The 16,537-nt window shown below is 68.1% G+C and carries 16 protein-coding genes; 4 read left to right on the top strand and 12 right to left on the bottom strand.

The features are described from left to right. Nucleotides 1–95: 95 nt before the first annotated feature. Nucleotides 96–1,364: an imelysin family protein gene (locus ACOQOP_RS15965; RefSeq protein ID WP_420562805.1), complete on the bottom strand. Its 1,269-nt coding sequence runs from the start codon at nt 1,362–1,364 to the stop codon at nt 96–98. Nucleotides 1,365–1,737: 373 nt separating this feature from the next. Between ACOQOP_RS15965 and ACOQOP_RS15970 the strand changes: the two genes are divergently transcribed. Continuing rightward, a complete protein-coding gene (locus tag ACOQOP_RS15970; RefSeq protein WP_420562806.1) occupies nt 1,738–2,850 on the top strand; it encodes a porin in 1,113 nt (370 codons plus the stop codon). 48 nt (nt 2,851–2,898) lie between these two features. Here the strand turns inward: ACOQOP_RS15970 and ACOQOP_RS15975 are convergent, their stop codons facing one another. Genes ACOQOP_RS15975 through ACOQOP_RS15990 form a run of 4 tightly spaced genes read right to left on the bottom strand, consistent with a single transcriptional unit; the run spans nt 2,899 to nt 5,552 of the window. Then, nucleotides 2,899–3,681 (bottom strand): HpcH/HpaI aldolase family protein, encoded by a 783-nt coding sequence (locus ACOQOP_RS15975; RefSeq protein ID WP_420562807.1) that lies wholly within the window; start codon nt 3,679–3,681, stop codon nt 2,899–2,901. 47 nt (nt 3,682–3,728) lie between these two features. Then, a complete protein-coding gene (gene metZ, locus ACOQOP_RS15980; RefSeq protein ID WP_420562808.1) occupies nt 3,729–4,919 on the bottom strand; it encodes an O-succinylhomoserine sulfhydrylase in 1,191 nt (396 codons plus the stop codon). Then, on the bottom strand, nt 4,916–5,116 hold the full coding sequence (locus tag ACOQOP_RS15985; protein WP_420562809.1) for a DUF1737 domain-containing protein: 201 nt from the start codon (nt 5,114–5,116) through the stop codon (nt 4,916–4,918). The genes metZ and ACOQOP_RS15985 overlap by 4 nt, the downstream gene beginning before the upstream one ends. 10 nt (nt 5,117–5,126) lie before the next feature. Continuing rightward, nucleotides 5,127–5,552 (bottom strand): rhodanese-like domain-containing protein, encoded by a 426-nt coding sequence (locus ACOQOP_RS15990; protein WP_420562810.1) that lies wholly within the window; start codon nt 5,550–5,552, stop codon nt 5,127–5,129. 224 nt (nt 5,553–5,776) lie between these two features. Here ACOQOP_RS15990 and ACOQOP_RS15995 point away from each other — a divergent pair, with 224 nt between their 5' ends. Next, nucleotides 5,777–6,787: a phytanoyl-CoA dioxygenase family protein gene (locus ACOQOP_RS15995; RefSeq protein WP_420562811.1), complete on the top strand. Its 1,011-nt coding sequence runs from the start codon at nt 5,777–5,779 to the stop codon at nt 6,785–6,787. 1 nt (nt 6,788) lies between these two features. Further along, a complete protein-coding gene (locus ACOQOP_RS16000) occupies nt 6,789–8,543 on the top strand; it encodes a flavin-containing monooxygenase (protein ID WP_420562812.1) in 1,755 nt (584 codons plus the stop codon). Nucleotides 8,544–8,848: 305 nt separating this feature from the next. On the opposite strand, the gene ACOQOP_RS16005 is transcribed toward ACOQOP_RS16000, so the two are convergent. Genes ACOQOP_RS16005 through ACOQOP_RS16020 form a run of 4 tightly spaced genes read right to left on the bottom strand, consistent with a single transcriptional unit; the run spans nt 8,849 to nt 12,015 of the window. Further along, complete coding sequence (locus ACOQOP_RS16005; protein WP_420562813.1) at nt 8,849–9,787, bottom strand: dihydrodipicolinate synthase family protein; 939 nt, start codon at nt 9,785–9,787, stop codon at nt 8,849–8,851. A gap of 51 nt (nt 9,788–9,838) precedes the next feature. Beyond that, nucleotides 9,839–10,636 (bottom strand): DUF2182 domain-containing protein, encoded by a 798-nt coding sequence (locus tag ACOQOP_RS16010; protein ID WP_420562814.1) that lies wholly within the window; start codon nt 10,634–10,636, stop codon nt 9,839–9,841. A gap of 6 nt (nt 10,637–10,642) precedes the next feature. Next, the gene (locus ACOQOP_RS16015; protein WP_420562815.1) at nt 10,643–11,260 is read right to left on the bottom strand and encodes a DUF1326 domain-containing protein; all 618 of its coding nucleotides are present in this window, start codon (nt 11,258–11,260) and stop codon (nt 10,643–10,645) included. A gap of 23 nt (nt 11,261–11,283) precedes the next feature. Continuing rightward, nucleotides 11,284–12,015: a class II aldolase/adducin family protein gene (locus tag ACOQOP_RS16020; RefSeq protein WP_420562816.1), complete on the bottom strand. Its 732-nt coding sequence runs from the start codon at nt 12,013–12,015 to the stop codon at nt 11,284–11,286. A gap of 121 nt (nt 12,016–12,136) precedes the next feature. On the opposite strand from ACOQOP_RS16020, the gene ACOQOP_RS16025 reads away from it, so the two are divergent. Continuing rightward, a complete protein-coding gene (locus tag ACOQOP_RS16025) occupies nt 12,137–13,648 on the top strand; it encodes a protein adenylyltransferase SelO (protein ID WP_420562817.1) in 1,512 nt (503 codons plus the stop codon). A 345-nt stretch (nt 13,649–13,993) separates the two neighbouring features. Here the strand turns inward: ACOQOP_RS16025 and ACOQOP_RS16030 are convergent, their stop codons facing one another. The 3 genes from ACOQOP_RS16030 to ACOQOP_RS16040 all read right to left on the bottom strand — a co-directional run bounded on the left by ACOQOP_RS16030 (nt 13,994) and on the right by ACOQOP_RS16040 (nt 16,497). Then, complete coding sequence (locus ACOQOP_RS16030) at nt 13,994–14,296, bottom strand: hypothetical protein (protein WP_420562818.1); 303 nt, start codon at nt 14,294–14,296, stop codon at nt 13,994–13,996. Between the two features lie 306 nt (nt 14,297–14,602). Beyond that, nucleotides 14,603–15,586 carry a 3-hydroxyacyl-CoA dehydrogenase NAD-binding domain-containing protein gene (locus ACOQOP_RS16035; protein WP_420562819.1) on the bottom strand — a complete coding sequence of 328 codons (984 nt, stop codon included), beginning with the start codon at nt 15,584–15,586 and terminating at the stop codon, nt 14,603–14,605. Beyond that, a complete protein-coding gene (locus ACOQOP_RS16040) occupies nt 15,583–16,497 on the bottom strand; it encodes a 3-keto-5-aminohexanoate cleavage protein (protein ID WP_420562820.1) in 915 nt (304 codons plus the stop codon). The genes ACOQOP_RS16035 and ACOQOP_RS16040 overlap by 4 nt, the downstream gene beginning before the upstream one ends. Nucleotides 16,498–16,537: the final 40 nt, after the last annotated feature.

Raw genomic sequence — 16,537 nt, forward strand, 5'->3', positions numbered from 1 at the left:
TAAATACCTGGTCGGTTTCGGCGAAAAGGGGCGGTCCGTTGCCGGACCGCCCAAGTTGCCATGCTTCGACTAGAGAGTGATCGCGTCAATCCCGGTCACTGAAAAACAGCGGCAGGATTGTCCAAACTGTCCGACCCCTCGATGGAGAGATTGTCCAGCCCGAGCGCCGCGACCGCGCGCTCGATCTCACGTGTCTGAACCAGAAGGGCGGTGATGGCGGCATCGACCCGGGCATTGCCCGACTCGTTGCCTTCGCCGATCTGCTGGTCGTAGGCCTCGCCCGCCTCGGCGGCATCGGCCATGTCGGTCATCTTCGCCATGGTGTCGTTCAGGGCGCCGGACAGAGCCTTGTCCAGCTCCGCATCGGTGGCGGCGACCAGGTCGGAGACGCTCGGCCCCTCGACCACGCTGCCATCGACCCGCTCGTAGCGGCCCTCATAGACGTTCTTCACACCCAGGGCGTCGTAGTAGTGGGACCAGTGGGTGTTGTCGGAGAAGCAGTCATGCTCCTCTTCCGGATCGTGCAGCAGCAGGCCGAGCTTCATGCGCTCGCCGGCCAGTTCGCCGTAGGACAGGCTGCCCATGCCGGTCAGGATCATGGCCAGACCGCCCTTGTCGCCGGCCTCCATCACCGCGGCCCGGGCGGCGCCGCCCTCGGCCCAGTTGGCCACCATCTCTTCCAGATCGGCGATCAGCAACTCGGTCGCGACCTCCAGATAGGCGGCACGCCGGTCACAGTTGCCGTTGGTGCAGTTCTTCGGATCGAAATCGGTATAGGGCCGTGCGCCGGCGCCCGGGCCTGTGCCGTTCAGGTCCTGGCCCCAGAGCAGGAACTCGATGGCGTGGTAGCCGGTGGTGACGTTCGCCTCGACCGCGTCCAGCTCATGCAGCTCCTGGATCACCGCGGTGGTGATCTTCGGCGTCTCCAGGGTGCTGCCGCCGAGCTTCAGGGACGGATTGGCGATGACGTTGGCGGTGTAATACGGGTTGTCGTCGCTCGACTTGCCGTAGCTGCCGGTGTCGACATAGTCGATCAGACCCTCGTCCAGCGGCCAGGCGTTCACCTTGCCTTCCCACTCGTCGACGATCGGGTTGCCGAACCGGTAGGCCTCGGTCTGCTGATACGGCACCCGGGCGGCCTTCCAGGCCTGCTTCGCCTTGTCGAGGGTTTCTTCGGAGGGTGAGGCGATCAGGGCGTCGACCGCGCTTTCAAGCTGCTTCGCCGTGATCAGCGAATCCTCGTAGGCGGCATGGGCGATATCGGCATAGGTCGTCAGGACCGCCTCGGCCGACGGAGCCGCGGCCTGGGCCGAGAGCGGCGCCACGCCGAGGGCCAGAACGCCCGCTATCATCCAACGCTTCATCGATCTTTCCCCTCTGTCGGTCAGGTCGCCAGCGGCTGGGCCGCCGATCGGTTGATTTGACTTGGACGTCCGTGGCCGTCGCGTTAGCTTGTTATTGCAAGCTATTCGCAATTGCAACAACAAAATGAGAATCATTCGCATTATGCTGCTGGCACTGGCGCCGGACCGAGCGGGTCGGCGACCGAGGACACTGACGCGCCTCAACCTCCCGGTATCAGTGGATTTTTCAATTGCAATGTTATAACATAACATATAGAGAGACAGAGACACTGACCTAAAGTCAGGCTACATTCATGTTGCAGTTGAATGTCAAAAGCAGCTGCAGCCCCGCGATTCCATCGCTCTTCTCATTGACCCTCTGGAGGGGGGACCCATGAACCAACCACTCGGCTTGGTACGGTGGCGGCCGGTCGGCCTCGCTGCCTCGGTGTTTGCAACATTCGCCCTGGCGGCGCCGGCCGGCGCCGCGGAAAAGCTCTCCGTCGGCATCGGCGGCGAGTACACGCAGTATTTCGGGCATGTCGACAACGACACCAACACCGGCGACTTCACGGGGTTCGACGTCAAGACCGACGGGACCCTGACCTTCGGCGGCGAGATCACCCTCGATAACGGTCTGTCCTTCGGCATGGAGGTCGGGCTGGACGCGATCTCCTCCGGCTCTGACCAGATCGACGGCTCGATGCTGTATGTCGAGAGCAGCGCCGGGCGGCTGGAGATCGGCCAGACCGACACGGTCGCGGCCCTGATGCACTACTCGGCCCCGGATGTCGGATACGGCATCAATGACAGCGACATCGCCGACTGGGTCGTGAACCTGTCCGGCGGCGACGCGGATTCCGCCTTCCAGTCCACCTACCTGTATCTCGGCGAAGACCAGGCGTCGAAGATCAACTACTTCACGCCGCGCTTCTCCGGCTTCCAGCTCGGTGTCTCCTACATCCCCGAGTTCGAGCGCGACAACAACGTCCAGCCGGCCGGTGATCTCTACAGCGATGGCATCGCGTTCGGAGCGAACTTCGTCGAAACGATCGGCGGGGTCGATGTGGCGATCGCCGCCGGCTACCTGTTCGCCGAAAAGCCGGATGGCGTGGGTGCCGCCGGCGACGACGCCGAGGGCTACAGCTTCGGCGCCAACTTCAGCTATGCCGGCTTCACCATCGGCGGCTCCTACGCCAACACCCAGGGCAACCCGGGCGGCGGCACCGATACCGCGACGTCCTTCGACGGCGACGGCTTCGACGTCGGCATCGCCTACGCCTTTGGCGACGCCTCGGTGTCCCTGTCCTACTACCAGGGTTCGGTGGAGGACAGCGTCGCCACCGCCGGCGACAGCGACCACAACACGATCATGCTGTCCGGCGCCTACGACCTCGGCCCAGGCGTGACCGCGCTGGGCTCGATCTTCCGCAGCGAGTTCGAGGCCGACAGCGGCGCCGACAACGAGGGCTGGGCCGTCGTCACCGGCATCATGCTGGAATTCTGAGATCGCGGAGGCGGCCGGTTCCGGTCGGCCGCCTCATCCTCACCGGTCCTACAGCAGGGCCCCGACTTCCTTCGCCCGCGCCCGCGCGCCGGCCATCAGGAACGCCAGGTCGCTCCCGGCCAGCACTATCCGCACCCCCATCGACACATAACGCTGCATGACCGGCGGGTCGTAGATCCCACCCATGCCCGGAAACTTGCCGTGGGTCCGGCAGGCGTCGAGCATGGTCTCGTAGGCCTTGATCACGTCCGGATGCTCCGGCTGGCCCGGGATGCCCATCTCCATGGTCAGGTCGCTGGTGCCGATCAGCAGGGCGTCGACCCCCGGCACGGCGGCGATCTCATGGGCGTTGGCGATGGCGGTCGGGGTCTCCAGCATGACCACCAGCAGCGTCTCGCGGTTGACCACCTCGGCGGTCTCGGCCACCGAATGGCCCTCGAAATCGAGCTGCGGCAACGCCCCTGTGACCGAGCGGTGACCGAGCGGCGGATAGCGCATGTTCGACACCATCTGCGCCGCGGTCTCGGCGTCGTCCACATGGGGCACGACGATGCCCTGGGCGCCGCCGTCCAGGACGCGGGTGGCATGGAAATGCTGGAAACCCGGCACCCGCACGATCGGCGTGATGCCGGCATCCTGCGCGGCCACGCTGATCTGTACCGCGGTGTCGACGTCCATGGAGTTGTGCTCCATGTCGATGAACAGCCAGTCGAAACCGGCGGTCTTCATCGCCTTGCCGATATCGACCGTGCGCGCCTGGCGCAGGCCGACCCCGAGCGACAGCTCCCCGGCGCGCAGTTTGTCCAGGGCGTGGTTCTTCAATGCGATCATGGCGGTTTCCTCCGGTGCCGGGCGCCCCATTCGGGCGCCCGCTCCGGTCAGGACGCGGCCGCCAGGGCTTGTGCCAGATCCTCGATCAGGTCGTCGGGGTGTTCAAGACCGACCGACAACCGGATCGCCCCCTCGGTGATACCGCAATCGAGTTTCTCCTCGAGCGGCACCTTGGCATGGGTCGTGGTGAACGGGTGGCAGGCCAGCGACTTGGCGTCGCCCAGGTTGTTGGACAGGTCGATGACCTTGAGGCTGTCCAGCACGGTGAAGGCCGCCGTCTTGCCGCCCGCGACCTCCATGGCCACCAGGCTGCCGAAGCCGCGCATCTGGCGCTTGGCCAGGTCGTGCTGCGGATGATCGGTGCGGCCCGGATAGCGCACCTTCAGCACCTGGCTCTGCCCGGCGAGCCAGTCGGCGACCGTGGCCGCCGTCGCACTCATCCGCTCGACCCGCAGTTCCAGGGTCTCCAGCGACTTGGCCATGACCCAGGCGTTGAACGGGCTCATGGACGGGCCGGTGTTACGGTAGAACGGGATGAAATGCTCGTTCATCCAGGCGGCCGAACCGAGCACGGCACCGCCGAGGCAGCGGCCGTGGCCGTCGATATGCTTGGTCGCCGAATAGACGACCACGTCGGCGCCGAGCTCCAGCGGGCTCTGGAAGAGCGGCGTGGCGAAGACGTTGTCGACGATCACCTTGGCCCCGGCCGCATGGGCCAGCTCGGAGACGGCGGCGATGTCCACCAGGTCGAGCATCGGGTTCGACGGGCTCTCCAGCAGCACCGCATTGGCCGGCTTCGACAGGGCGGCCTTCCAGGCCTCCAGGTCCGTGCCCTTCACGAACTGGGTCTCCACGCCCCATTTCGGCAGGATCTTGGCGACGATGTGGTGGCAGGCGCCGAACAGCTCGCGCGCGGCGACGACCCGGTCGCCGCTCTTGAGCTGGCAGGCCAGGGCCGAAAAGATCGCCGCCATGCCGGTCGCCGTCGCCCGGCACATCTCCGCCCCTTCCAGCGCGGCCAGCCGCTCCTCGAAGGTGGTGACCGTCGGGTTGCCGTAGCGCGAGTACATGTAGACGTCGTTCTCGCCCTTGAACGCGGCCTCGGCCTCGGCGGCCGAGTTGAAGACGAAACCGGAGTTCAGGTAGAGCGCCTCGGCCGTCTCGTTGTTTGGGCTGCGCGCCAGGCCGGTGCGCACCAGCCGGGTCGACCGGCGCCAGTTGTTGTCGGCGGAAGTCACGCGGACGTCTCCTTGGACAGGGGCGGCAGGTATTCCGGCAGCACGACCGCCTGGGAGACGATCACGCCGTTCGGGCCGTGGGTGATTCCGGGGGAGCCGTAGAGGACATAGCCCTCCTTCAGCGCATCGCCGACCCGCACGCAGAACGCGGCGTCGTCGGGCCCGGTGAGCAGGCGGTAGATCTTGCGGTCGGCCATGGCACGCTCCTCAGCCCTGCTGCCAGGGCAGGCCGCTGGCGCGCCAGCCGGACACGGTGTTGCGGTGGCCGTCCGCGTCCTTCGGGCCTTCGAACCCGTCGGAGATGTTGCGGCAGTCACCGTATCCGGCCTCGGTCAGGGCGATGGCGGCACTCTTCGACCGCTGGCCCGAGCGACACAGGATCAGCACCGGCACGTCCTTGTTCAGGACCGAGCGGCGCACCGCGTCGACGAAGCCGCCGTTCGGCGCCATGCCCGGGAAGGTCTGCCACGAGATCAGCACCGGCTCCCGGCCGAGGCTGCTCAGGTCCGGGCGCCCGACGAAGGTCCACTCCGCGTCGGTGCGCACGTCCAGCAGGACCGCGTCCATATCGTTCCTCAGAATCTCCATCGCCTCGACGCTGGTTACGTCGCCGGCATAGCCGTCGCCCGTCATGGTCTGGTCCTCCCGTGACTGTCGCGCGCTGCAGGGCCACTCCCATAGCCCCTGGGGTCCCGCACGACAACGGTTCTGATCGGCCGCGCCCGTATTCGGCGTCTTGCCGTCCGGTTCGCGCAGCCCCTACGCTTGCCGCACCATACAGCACACCGACCGGTCGCCAAGCCCGCCGCCCATCCGCCGGCCAAAGACAAGACCGGCGGAACCCGAGGGAGGCTGCCGTGACTGTCGAGATCACGAAGTCCGTCGATCGCCGGGATCTGCCCCGGCCCACCAAGGACCTGGATCGCGCCCGCGCCGATATCGAGCGCTTCGGATACTGCCTGCTGCAGGACGCCGTGCCGGAGCCGCTGCTGGGACGGGTGCGCGCCCGAACCCAGGCCCAGGCGGATGCGGAGAAGCAGCTCGACCACGCCTTCGAGGATGGCGGGGCCGACCAGCAATGGGGCGCCTTCCGCGATGCCGACGGCCGGATCCGCGCCGATGCCTTCAAGGCCCGCAACGGCGGGGTGAACCAGCGGGTCTGGATGCTGGCGAACAAGGGCCGTGTCTATCACGAGGTGCTGGAGCGCGAGCCGGTGCTGGATCTCGTCGGCCATATCCTGGGCGACGCGTTCCAGCTCTCCGCCTACAACGCCAACATCGCCCGGCCCGGCAGCGTGCCGATGAACCTGCATACCGACCAGTGGTGGGCCCCGGTCCCGCACCGCCCCGATCGCCGGCCGCTGCCGATCGGCTCGACCAACCGCACCACCTTCGACCGCGATCCCGCCCTCGCACCGACCGACGTGCCGGCGATGATCGCACCCGCCGCCTGCGCTCAGGTGATCGTCATGCTGAACGACTTCACCGAGACCAATGGCGGCACCCGTCTGGTCCCGGGCAGCCATCTCTGGGGCCGCCATCCCGACCCCGAGCTGGACCGAGACGTGGAGACCATCGCCGCCGAGGGACCGGCCGGTACCGCGGTGATCGCCGACGGCAGGATCTGGCACGGCACCGGGGCCAATACCGGCAACACCGACCGCTGGGGCCTGCTGGTCACCTTCTGCGGCCCGCAGTTCCGGCCCCAGGAGAACTACACGGTGGGGCTGAGCGAGGAGATGTACGAGGCGGCCTCGGACCGGGTCCGCGCCCTGCTCGGCTTCGGGGTCTGGTGGGCCTATGGCCGCACCGGCGATCCGACGGTGGAACAGATCTCGCGCCGCCCGGCCCTGGGGGAGCTCGGCTGACATGGAGGCTGCCGTCTACCGCACGCCTGAGCGCGCCTCCCTGCGCTGGGTCGAGGACTTCAACGCCGCCCTGGCAACAGGGTCCGCCGAGGCGGTGGCGGAGATGTTCGAGGCCGACAGCCACTGGCGCGACACCCTGGCCCTGACCTGGACACTCAAGACCACCAGCGGGCGCGACGTCATCGCCGCCGACCTGGCCCGGCTGGCGGCGGAGAAGGGTCTGCGCGACGTCGCCATCGACCCGGATCGCTGTCCGCCACGCAAGATGCACCGGGCCGGGGCGGAGGTGGTCGAGGCTTTTCTCACTTTCCAGACCGATGTGGGGCGCGGCGCCGGCCTGCTGCGCATGGCGGTCGGCTCGCAGAAGGCTTGGACCCTGCTCACCACCCTGGAGGCGATCCGCGGCCACGAGGAGGAGACCTTGCGCGCCGCCCGTGACGAGCCGGCCTTCTCCCGCGCCTTCCACGGCCCGAACTGGGCGGACAAGCGGCGGGAGGCGGCTGCGTATTCCGATCGCGACCCGGCGGTGCTGGTCGTCGGCGGCGGCCATGGCGGGATCACGGCGGCGGCCCGGCTCGGCCAGCTCGGCATCGACACCCTGATCGTGGATAAGATGGCGCGGATCGGCGACAACTGGCGCCTGCGCTATCACGGGCTGAAGCTGCACAACACACTGCACAGCAACCACCTGCCCTACCTGCCGTTTCCCGAGACCTTCCCCTCCTACATCCCCAAGGACCTGATCGCCAACTGGCTCGAATTCTACGTCGACGTTCTGGCGATCAACTTCTGGACCCGCACCAGCTTCGACGGCGCGGAGTGGGACGAGGCCGCCCAATGCTGGACCGCCCGGCTGACCCTCGCCGACGGCAGCACCCGCGAGATGCGGCCGCGCCACATCGTCATGGCCACCAGCGTCAGCGGCACGCCGCACCTTCCGGAGATCCCGACCCTGGAGAGCTTCAAGGGCAAGGTCTTGCATTCCAGCCGGTTCGGCGACGGCGCGGAATGGCGCGACCGGCCGGTGATGGTCTTCGGCACCGGCACCAGCGCCCACGACATCGCCCAGGACCTCCAGGGCAACGGCGCGAAGGTCACCATGGTCCAGCGCACCCCCACCCTGGTGGTGAACATCGAGCCGAGCGCCCAGCTCTATGACGGCGTCTTCCTCGGCCCCGGCCCGTCGCGCGACGACCGCGACCTCACGGTCCTGTCGATCCCGCTCGCGCTGATGAAGGTGGCGCACAAGGAGATCACCGACCGCGTGAGGGAGCTCGACAAGCCGCTGCTCGACGGGTTGGAGAAGGCCGGATTCCGGCTCGATTTCGGCGAGGGCGGGACCGGCTGGCCGCTGAAATACCGCACGCGGGGCGGCGGGTATTACTTCAACGTCGGCTGCTCGGAGCTGATCGCGTCGGGAAAGATCGCCCTGATCCAGTATGCCGATATCGACCGTTTCACCGCCGGCGGCGTGGCGATGGCGTCGGGCGAGGAACGGCCGGCGGAGCTGATCGTGCTGGCCACCGGCTACAAGAACCAGGACCACATGGTGCGGCTGCTGTTTGGCGAGGCGGTGGCCGAGCGGGCGGGACCGGTGTGGAACTTCGACCCGGAGACCCAGGAGCTGCGCAACATGTGGATGGCGACCGGCCAGCCAGGCCTGTGGTTCACCGGCGGCGCGCTCTCCCAGTGCCGGGTGTATTCCAAGTACCTCGCCCTGCAGATCCAGGCGCGGGAGCTGGGGATGGTGCCTTAATTTTCCTCCCCGTCTTCCCGGCCTTGCGCCGGGACCGAGAAAGGGGGTCGCTGGAGCGCTTGGCGTTATTTCTCCACCGCTCCAGCAAGCGTCACCCTCGGCCCCGGCGCAAGGCCGGGGAGACGCGATGGAGGTACCTTTTCCCCCGGCGTCATCCCGGATCGTCCCCGGGCCTGCCCCGGGGCGAGGCCGGGACCGTTACTCGACCGCCGGAACACGCTCGGTCCCGGGCAGCCCCCGGATCAATCCCGGATTAAATCCGGGACGGGGTCTCCCGGGATGACGGGTTGAGAGAGGCTGACGCGCTACTTCCCCCAGCGCATCGCGATCAGGTCCAGGTCCTTCGCCATGGTCAGCAGTGCGTCCCGCGTCGGGGCCGGCAGCGGCTCCAGCGGGTGGCGGACGGCGTCGGATTTGATCACTCCGCCCGCCTGCATCACCGTCTTGCAGGCCCGCAGACCGCATTGCCGGTTCTCGAAATTGATCAGCGGCAGCATGCGGTTGTACTGCGCCTCCGCCTTGGCGCGGTCGCCGGCCAGGAAGTCCATCACGATCGGCCGGATCTGCTCGCAGGCGAGGCCGCTGGTCATGGTCCCGGTCGCCCCGGCATCGAGATCGGCCATCAGGGTGATGCCCTCCTCGCCGTCGAACGGCCCGTCGATATGGTCGCCCGCCGCCTCGATCAGCGCCCGCAGCTTGGCCGCCGTGCCCGGCATCTCGATCTTGAAGTAGCTGACGTTCGACAGCTCCTTCGCGATCCGCGCCAGCAGCGGCACCGACAGGTTCGTGCCGCTCAGCGGCGCGTCCTGGATCATGATGGGGATGTCGATCGCCTGCGAGAGTGCTGCGAAATGCTCGAATACGCCCTGGTCGCCGGCCTTCAGCAGCGCGCCGTGATAGGGCGGCATCATCATCACCATCGCCGCCCCCTGCTCCTGCGCCCGCTTGCAGCGCGCCACCGCCACCTGGGTGGAGAAGTGGCTGCAGGTGGCGATCATCGGCACACGCCCGGCCACATGCTCCATGCACAGGGTCTGCAGGGTCTCGCGCTCGGCATCGGAGAGCAGGAACTGCTCGGAATAGTTCGCCAGGATGCAGAGCCCATCGACGCCCTGGTCGATCATGCAGTCGAGCACCCGCTTCTGCCCCTCCAGGTCGAGCGACCCGTCTTCGTGAAACGGGGTGGGGACGATGGGGAAGATGCCGGTATAGGGCGTGCTCTTATGGGGCGTGCTCTGGGCCATGGGGGCTCTCGTTGGTTGGTGTGCGTCGGCGCCAGCCTAACGGCCGCCGCGTCAGGACGCGAGCATGCACACGCCGCCGGCCACCATGAAAATGCCCGCTCCCTGGGCGATCCGATGGCCACCGGGCACCACCTTCTCCATCAGCACCAGGATCGCCAGCGCCGCGATCCACAGCAGGTTCATCACCCCGAAGACGAACAGCAGCGCCATGGCCACCCAGCAGCAGCCCAGGCAGTAGAGCCCGTGCTCCGCGCCCATGCGCAGCGCCCCCGCCGCGCCGTCTCTCCAGCGGTTGAGCACGAAGTCGAAGGGCGAGCGGCAATGGCGCAGACAGGCATGCTTGAGCGGCGTGAGCTGGTAGATCCCGGCGGCGATCAGCAGCAGGCCGCCGAAGGCCGGGCTGGTGGACACCATCATCGGCGACAGCAGGGCCGCCTGTTCCAACCCCCACTGGGCCGCCACCGCCGCCACGCTGAAACCGCCCCAGGCGATCAGATAGCCGCAGACGAAGACGGCCGTCGCCACATGGGGCTGATCCCGATCGCGCCGACGCCGGCCGATGGTCGCGAAGGTCAGGATCATCGGCAGGGCGCTGGGCAGCATCATGCCGGCCATCATCACCACCCACATGGCCAGCATCAGCACGGCATAGACCGGAGTCCAGACCGCCGGCCCCATCGACATCGCCATGGGCATGCCGCTGCCCATGCCGCCCGTCGTATCGCCGGCCATGTCCCCGGCCATCCAGACCAGATAGGCCCAGCTCAGAGCCGTCAGACCGAGGATGGCGGACACGACCAGCCGCCGATCGCGGGCGATCGCGGCCTCCAGGGAGTGCGGCCCGGTCATCGGAGGTCAGTTACTCCAGGCGAAGGGCGCGAAATGGCCGTTGTTGCCCATGCCCGAGAGATCCAGGTCCAGGCCGAAACCGTGCAGGTGCATCTCTCTGGTCCGGGCCAGCGCGAGGCGGGAATTCGCCGGGTGGGAGACGTTGTCGATGGAGATCACTTCGCCGCTGCCGACACGCGAGGCCACGCCACTGATCGCGAAGGAGAACAGCCCGGCATCGGTCGACCGGTCGAGCCCGTCCATCTGGAACGAGATCGGCGCGAAGGCGATGCCGCGGAACTCGCCCACCAGAGTGTCGTGGATCATCGCCGGACGGCCGCCGGCCCGGCCGGACAGGATCTCGGTCAAGGCCGCCCGCTGGGCCGCGTCGGCGCCCGCGTCGGCGACGCAGGCGAAGATCCAGTCGCCATCGGCCATCACCTTGTTGGAATGGATCACCAGCGCGAATTTCAGTCCGGCCAGGGAGACGTCGCCGTAGCTCCCCTTGTCGATCCGGTAGACCATCAGGGCGATGCAGTGGTCGTGGGTCACCTCACTCTGCGGGTTGGTGTAGATGCAGGGGCAGAGATAGTCGCAGTTGCAGCTCTCCATATACTCGCCGCCGATCGACCAGGACGCGGTCATCCGCCCCTCCTCTCTCCTCGCTGTCAGTGCGCGTAATCCGGCTGCTCGGCCTCGACCCAGCGCTTGAAGCCCTCCCAGTGCGCGAGGTTCTGGCCCTTGCGCGCGAGGTTCCCCATTTCGGCGCAGACATCCTCCGGGATCAGCGCCATCTCCCCACCGCCGGCCGTCGCCAGGAGCTGATACATGCAGGCGCGCTCGAGCTGGTAGACGTCGAGATAGGCCTTGGCGATGCTGTCGGTGGCGATCAGGGCGCCGTGGTTGCGCAGCATCAGCAGCCGCTTGTCGCCCAGGGTTTCGGCCATGCGCTCGCCCTCGTCCTCGCCGGACAGCACGCCGTCATAGACCTCGTAATAGACCACGTCGTCGTGGAACCGGGCCGCCTGCTGCGAGCTGCGCGGCTCGAACCGCATGTCCTTTCGGATCGACATGGCGGTGATGTAGGGCGAGTGGACATGGATCACGCATTTCGCGTCCGGCCGCGCCTTGTGCACCGGGTAGTGGATGATCCAGCCGGCCCGGATCGGGGCCGGGCCGCCGCCGAGCAGCTCGCCCTTGCTGTTCATCAGCGCGAGGTTGCTCGCGGTCACCTGGGACCAGTGCATGTGGCCTGGAGAAATGAGGAAGGCGTCGGGATCGTCGGGCGAGATCAGGCTGATATGGTTCCAGACCCCCTCGTTCAGCCCGTGCAGCACGGCGAGGCGATGGGCGGCGGCGACATCGCGGCGGGCATCCAGTTCGGCGCTGTTCATCTTCATGACCGACCTCCTTGGTTACCGGGGTAGTGTAGGAGTGGCGGAGAGCCGGCGGAAGCCACGGCCTTGCGTCCGGCGCGATACGGGCCAAGTATCGGGCATCACCGAGCCCAAGGAGCATGCCATGGCCGAAGCGGCGCCGCAGGACGCGACCGGGGGTGCGACCCTGTTCCCCTTCGAGAATACCTATGCCCGCCTGCCGGAGCGGTTCTTCACCAAGCTCGACCCCACGCCGGTCCAGGCACCGAAGCTGCTGCTGCTGAACGAGGAGCTGGCGCGCGAACTGGGCCCCGATCCGGCCTTCCTGCGCAGCCCGGAAGGCGCGCAGGTGCTCGGCGGCAACCGGATTCCGCAAGGAGCCGAGCCGCTGGCCATGGCCTATGCCGGCCACCAGTTCGGCGGCTGGGTCCCGCAACTCGGCGACGGCCGGGCGATCCTGCTGGGCGAGGTCATCGACCGCACCGGCGTGCGCCGCGACATCCAGCTCAAGGGCTCCGGCCCGACCCCCTATTCCCGCATGGGCGACGGCCGCGCCGCCCTTGGACCGGTGTTGCGCGAGTATATCGTCAGCGAGGCGATGGCCGCCTTCGGCATCCCGACGACGCGCTCTTTGGCCGTGGTGACCACCGGCGAGGCGGTGTTCCGGGAGCGCGCCCTGCCCGGCGGCATCCTGACCCGGATCGCCCGCAGCCATATCCGCGTGGGCACCTTCCAGTTCTTCGCCGCCCGCCGCGACACCGAGGCGCTGAAGCTGTTGGCCGACCATGTGATCGACCGCCACTATCCGGAACTGCGCGGGGCGGAGAACCCGTATAGCGCCCTGCTGGACGCGGTGGCGGGCCGGCAGGCCGAGCTGATCGCCGCCTGGATGTCGGTCGGCTTCATCCATGGGGTGATGAACACCGACAACATGTCGGTGGCCGGCGATACCATCGACTACGGGCCCTGCGCCTTCATGGACACCTACCATCCCGGCACGGTGTACAGCTCTATCGACCATGGCGGGCGGTATGCCTACGGCAACCAGCCGGGCATCGCCCATTGGAACCTCGCCTGCCTCGCCCAGTGCCTGCTGCCGCTGATCGACGAGAGCGAGGAGAAGGCCCTGGCCGTCGCCCAGGAGATCATCAACACCTTCCCCGACCGCTACCGGGCCGCCCATACGACGCGTTTCGCCGCCAAGCTCGGGTTGGAGACGGTTCGGGACGGCGATGTCGAGGTGATCGACGGCCTGCTGACGGCGATGGAGGAGGGCAAGGCGGACTTCACCCTCACCTTCCGCCGGCTGTCGGACCTGACCCGGGCGGGCGGCGAAGACGGGCCGGTTCGCGCGCTGTTCGAGAACCCGGCGGCGTTCGACGCCTGGGCCGTCACATGGCGGGCGCGGCTGGCCTCGGAGAGCCGCGACGATGCCGCTCGGCAGGCGGCGATGCGGGCGGTGAACCCGGCCTATATCCCGCGCAACCACCAGGTGGAGGCAGCCCTCGACGCCGCGGTGGAGGAGGGCAATGTGGAGCCGCTGCACGACCTGCGCGCGGTGCTGCAGACGCCGTTTGCTGCCCAGCCGGGAATGGAGCGCTACGAGCAGCCGCCTCGGCCTGAGGAAGAGGTCAAGGCGACGTTCTGCGGGACGTGAGAGGGGGCAGCGCTCACCTCCCCTCCCAAACCCTCCTCCTGTCACTCCCCGGATTTATTCCGGGGCCTACCCGTAATGCGGCACCGGCGTTGGCGACTACTCACCGTTGCCCGCCGCACGCACTTGCGTGGGCCCCGGAATGAATCCGGGGAGAGAAATGGGGCGGGAGATGTTCAGGAAAATGAAACCCCCGGGGCACGAGAGAGGGTGGGGCCGCTTGCCCGTTCCCTCTCTCACCCGGACGCACGAATTTGTCGCGTGTCCGTCTCCGCCTGAAGCGTCGGGACACACGCCACCGGTCGGCGACCCGGCAGGCCGCCGCCGTCGTTCTTCGGGAAACGCCCCTTAGTGGGCCGTCGCCAGCTCCAGCTTGATGCCGGTCGGCTGCGGCTCGATCGGCTGCAGCGACTGCTTGTCCTCGCCGGCCCACACGGCCACGAGCATGAACTCCACCGAGCCGTCTTCAGAGGCCTCGGCGGCCGCCGGTTCCGGTGTGGTCTCGGGAACCACCAGGCCCTGCTCGGCGACGTAGAACGTGTGCTCGCCGAAGATCTCGCGGAGCTGGCCCATCGTCGGATTGTCTTCCGGCAACGGGTCGGCACCGGTCTGCCGCTGGACGGCAGCCGTCTGGTCTGTGGTCAACTTCATATGGATCCCCTTCCAGTAGGGGGTTCGGACCAGGCATCGAGCTTACGCGTCGGTTCGGTCCATGGTTTCGGCTCTCGTCGACACCTGACCACAGGCTGACAGAGATGGCCGCGGATTTCAAATTGTGCGTCGCGGAAAGTGGGGGAACCCACCCAATCAACCGTCATCCCGGCGAACCCCGGGCGCGACCCGGGGGTCGGCCGGGACCTTGGGATGGTGCTGCCGCTGGGTCCCGGCCCGCCCCCGGATCGGGTCCGGGAGCGTCCGGGATGACGAAGATGAGAAAACTGACGTGAGGTCCGCGCCTCACTTCCCCCGCAGCCGCGCCTCGTGTTCGGCCAGCACCTGCCCCGCCCCCCAGCCGGTGCCGCGCAGGGCCTTGAGGATCGCCACCAGGTTGTCGTCGCGGATCTTCTCCAGGTCGCGGGGCGTGCGGCCGCCGGCCTGGGCCTCGGACTGCTCGGCGATGCGGTCGACCAGCTCCGGGGTCATCTCCGGCACGTCCATCAGCTTGGTCCAGGGCCAGGCCAGGGCCGGGCCGAACTGCTCCATGAAGTGCCGCATCCCCGCCTCGCCGCCGGCGATGTGGAAGGTCTGGAACGTCCCCATCTGCGCCCAGCGCAGCCCGCAGCCGTAGCGGATGGCGTCGTCGATCTCCTCGGTCGTCGCCACCCCGTCCTTCACCAGCCACAGGGCCTCGCGCCACAGCGCCTCCATCAGCCGGTCGGCGACGAAAGCGTCGATCTCCACCTTCAGGTGGAGCGGCTTCATGCCCAGCTCGGTGTAGAGCGCCATCGCCCGGTCGATCACCGCCTTGTCCGTCGCCGACCCGCCGACGATCTCCACCAGCGGCAGCAGATAGACCGGGTTGAACGGGTGGGCGACGATCAGCCGCTGCGGATGGGCCATGCCCTCCTGCAACACGCTCGGCTTGAAGCCGCTGGTCGACGAGGCGATCAGGCCGTCGCTGTTGACCGCCTCGATCTCCCGGTAGGCCGCGTGCTTCACGTCCAGCCGCTCGGGCACCGCCTCGACGATCAGGTCGGCCCCCGCCACCGCCTCGGCGATGGAGCCGACCATGGACCAGGCGCCCTTGGCCGGGCGCGGCGCGTCGATCAGGGCGGCGGCGGCCCGCTCCGCGTTATCGAGCACCGGGGCGATCTTCGCCTCGGCATTCGGGGCCGGATCGAACACGGCGCAGTCCACGCCGCTGTCGATCAGCCGGGCGAGCCAACCGGAGCCGATGACCCCAGCGCCGAGGATCGCCGCCTTCCTGGGAAGCGCGCTCATCCCTTCGGCGCCCGCTTGGTGAGGCCGAGCATAGTGCGGACCGCGTCCGGGCCGACCACCTTCGCCCCCATGTTCTCCACCACCGTCACGGCCTTCTCCACGAGCTGGGCGTTGGTCGCCAGCACGCCGCGCTCCAGGTACAGGTTGTCCTCCAGCCCGACCCGGACATGGCCGCCGGCCAGCACCGAAGCGGCGGCATAGGGCATCTGGTCGCGGCCGAGCGAGAAGGCGGAGAAGCTCCAGCCCTCGGGGATCGCATTGACCATGGCGAGGAAGGTGTGCAGGTCGTTCGGCGCGCCCCACGGCACGCCCATGCAGAGCTGCACCAGCGCCGGGCCGGTGATCACGCCTTCGGCGACGAGCTGTTTGGCGAGCCAGAGATGGCCGGTGTCGAAGGCCTCGATCTCCGGCTTCACGCCAAGCTCGGTCATCATGCCGCCCATGGCCCGCAGGGTGCCGGGCGTGTTCATCATGACGTAGTCGGCCTCGGCGAAGTTCATGGTGCCGCAGTCGATGGTGCAGATCTCCGGCAGGCACTCGCGGATATGGGCCATGCGCTCCGACGCGCCGGCCAGATCCGTACCCTTCTCGCTCAGCGGCAGCGGGCTCTCCACAGGCCCGTGGGTCAGGTCGCCGCCCATGCCGGTGGTCAGGTTCAGCACCACGTCCACCTCCGCATGGCGGATCCGGTCGGTCAGCTCGCGATAGAGCTCGAGCTTGCGGCTCGGCGCGCCGGTCTCCGGGTCGCGGACGTGGCAGTGGACGACCGCGGCCCCCGCCTTGGCCGCGTCGATCGCGCTCTCGGCGATCTGCTGCGGTGAGCGGGGCACATGCGGGCTCTTGTCCTGGGTGCCACCGGACCCGGTCACAGCACAGGTGATGAACACCTCGCGATTCATGGCGAGCGACATGATGATCCTTTCTCCGGCCCGTCCGGGGCCTGCTGGTGCG

Origin of the sequence: Thalassobaculum sp. (assembly GCF_965223715.1) — a bacterium.
GTDB lineage: Bacteria > Pseudomonadota > Alphaproteobacteria > Thalassobaculales > Thalassobaculaceae > Thalassobaculum.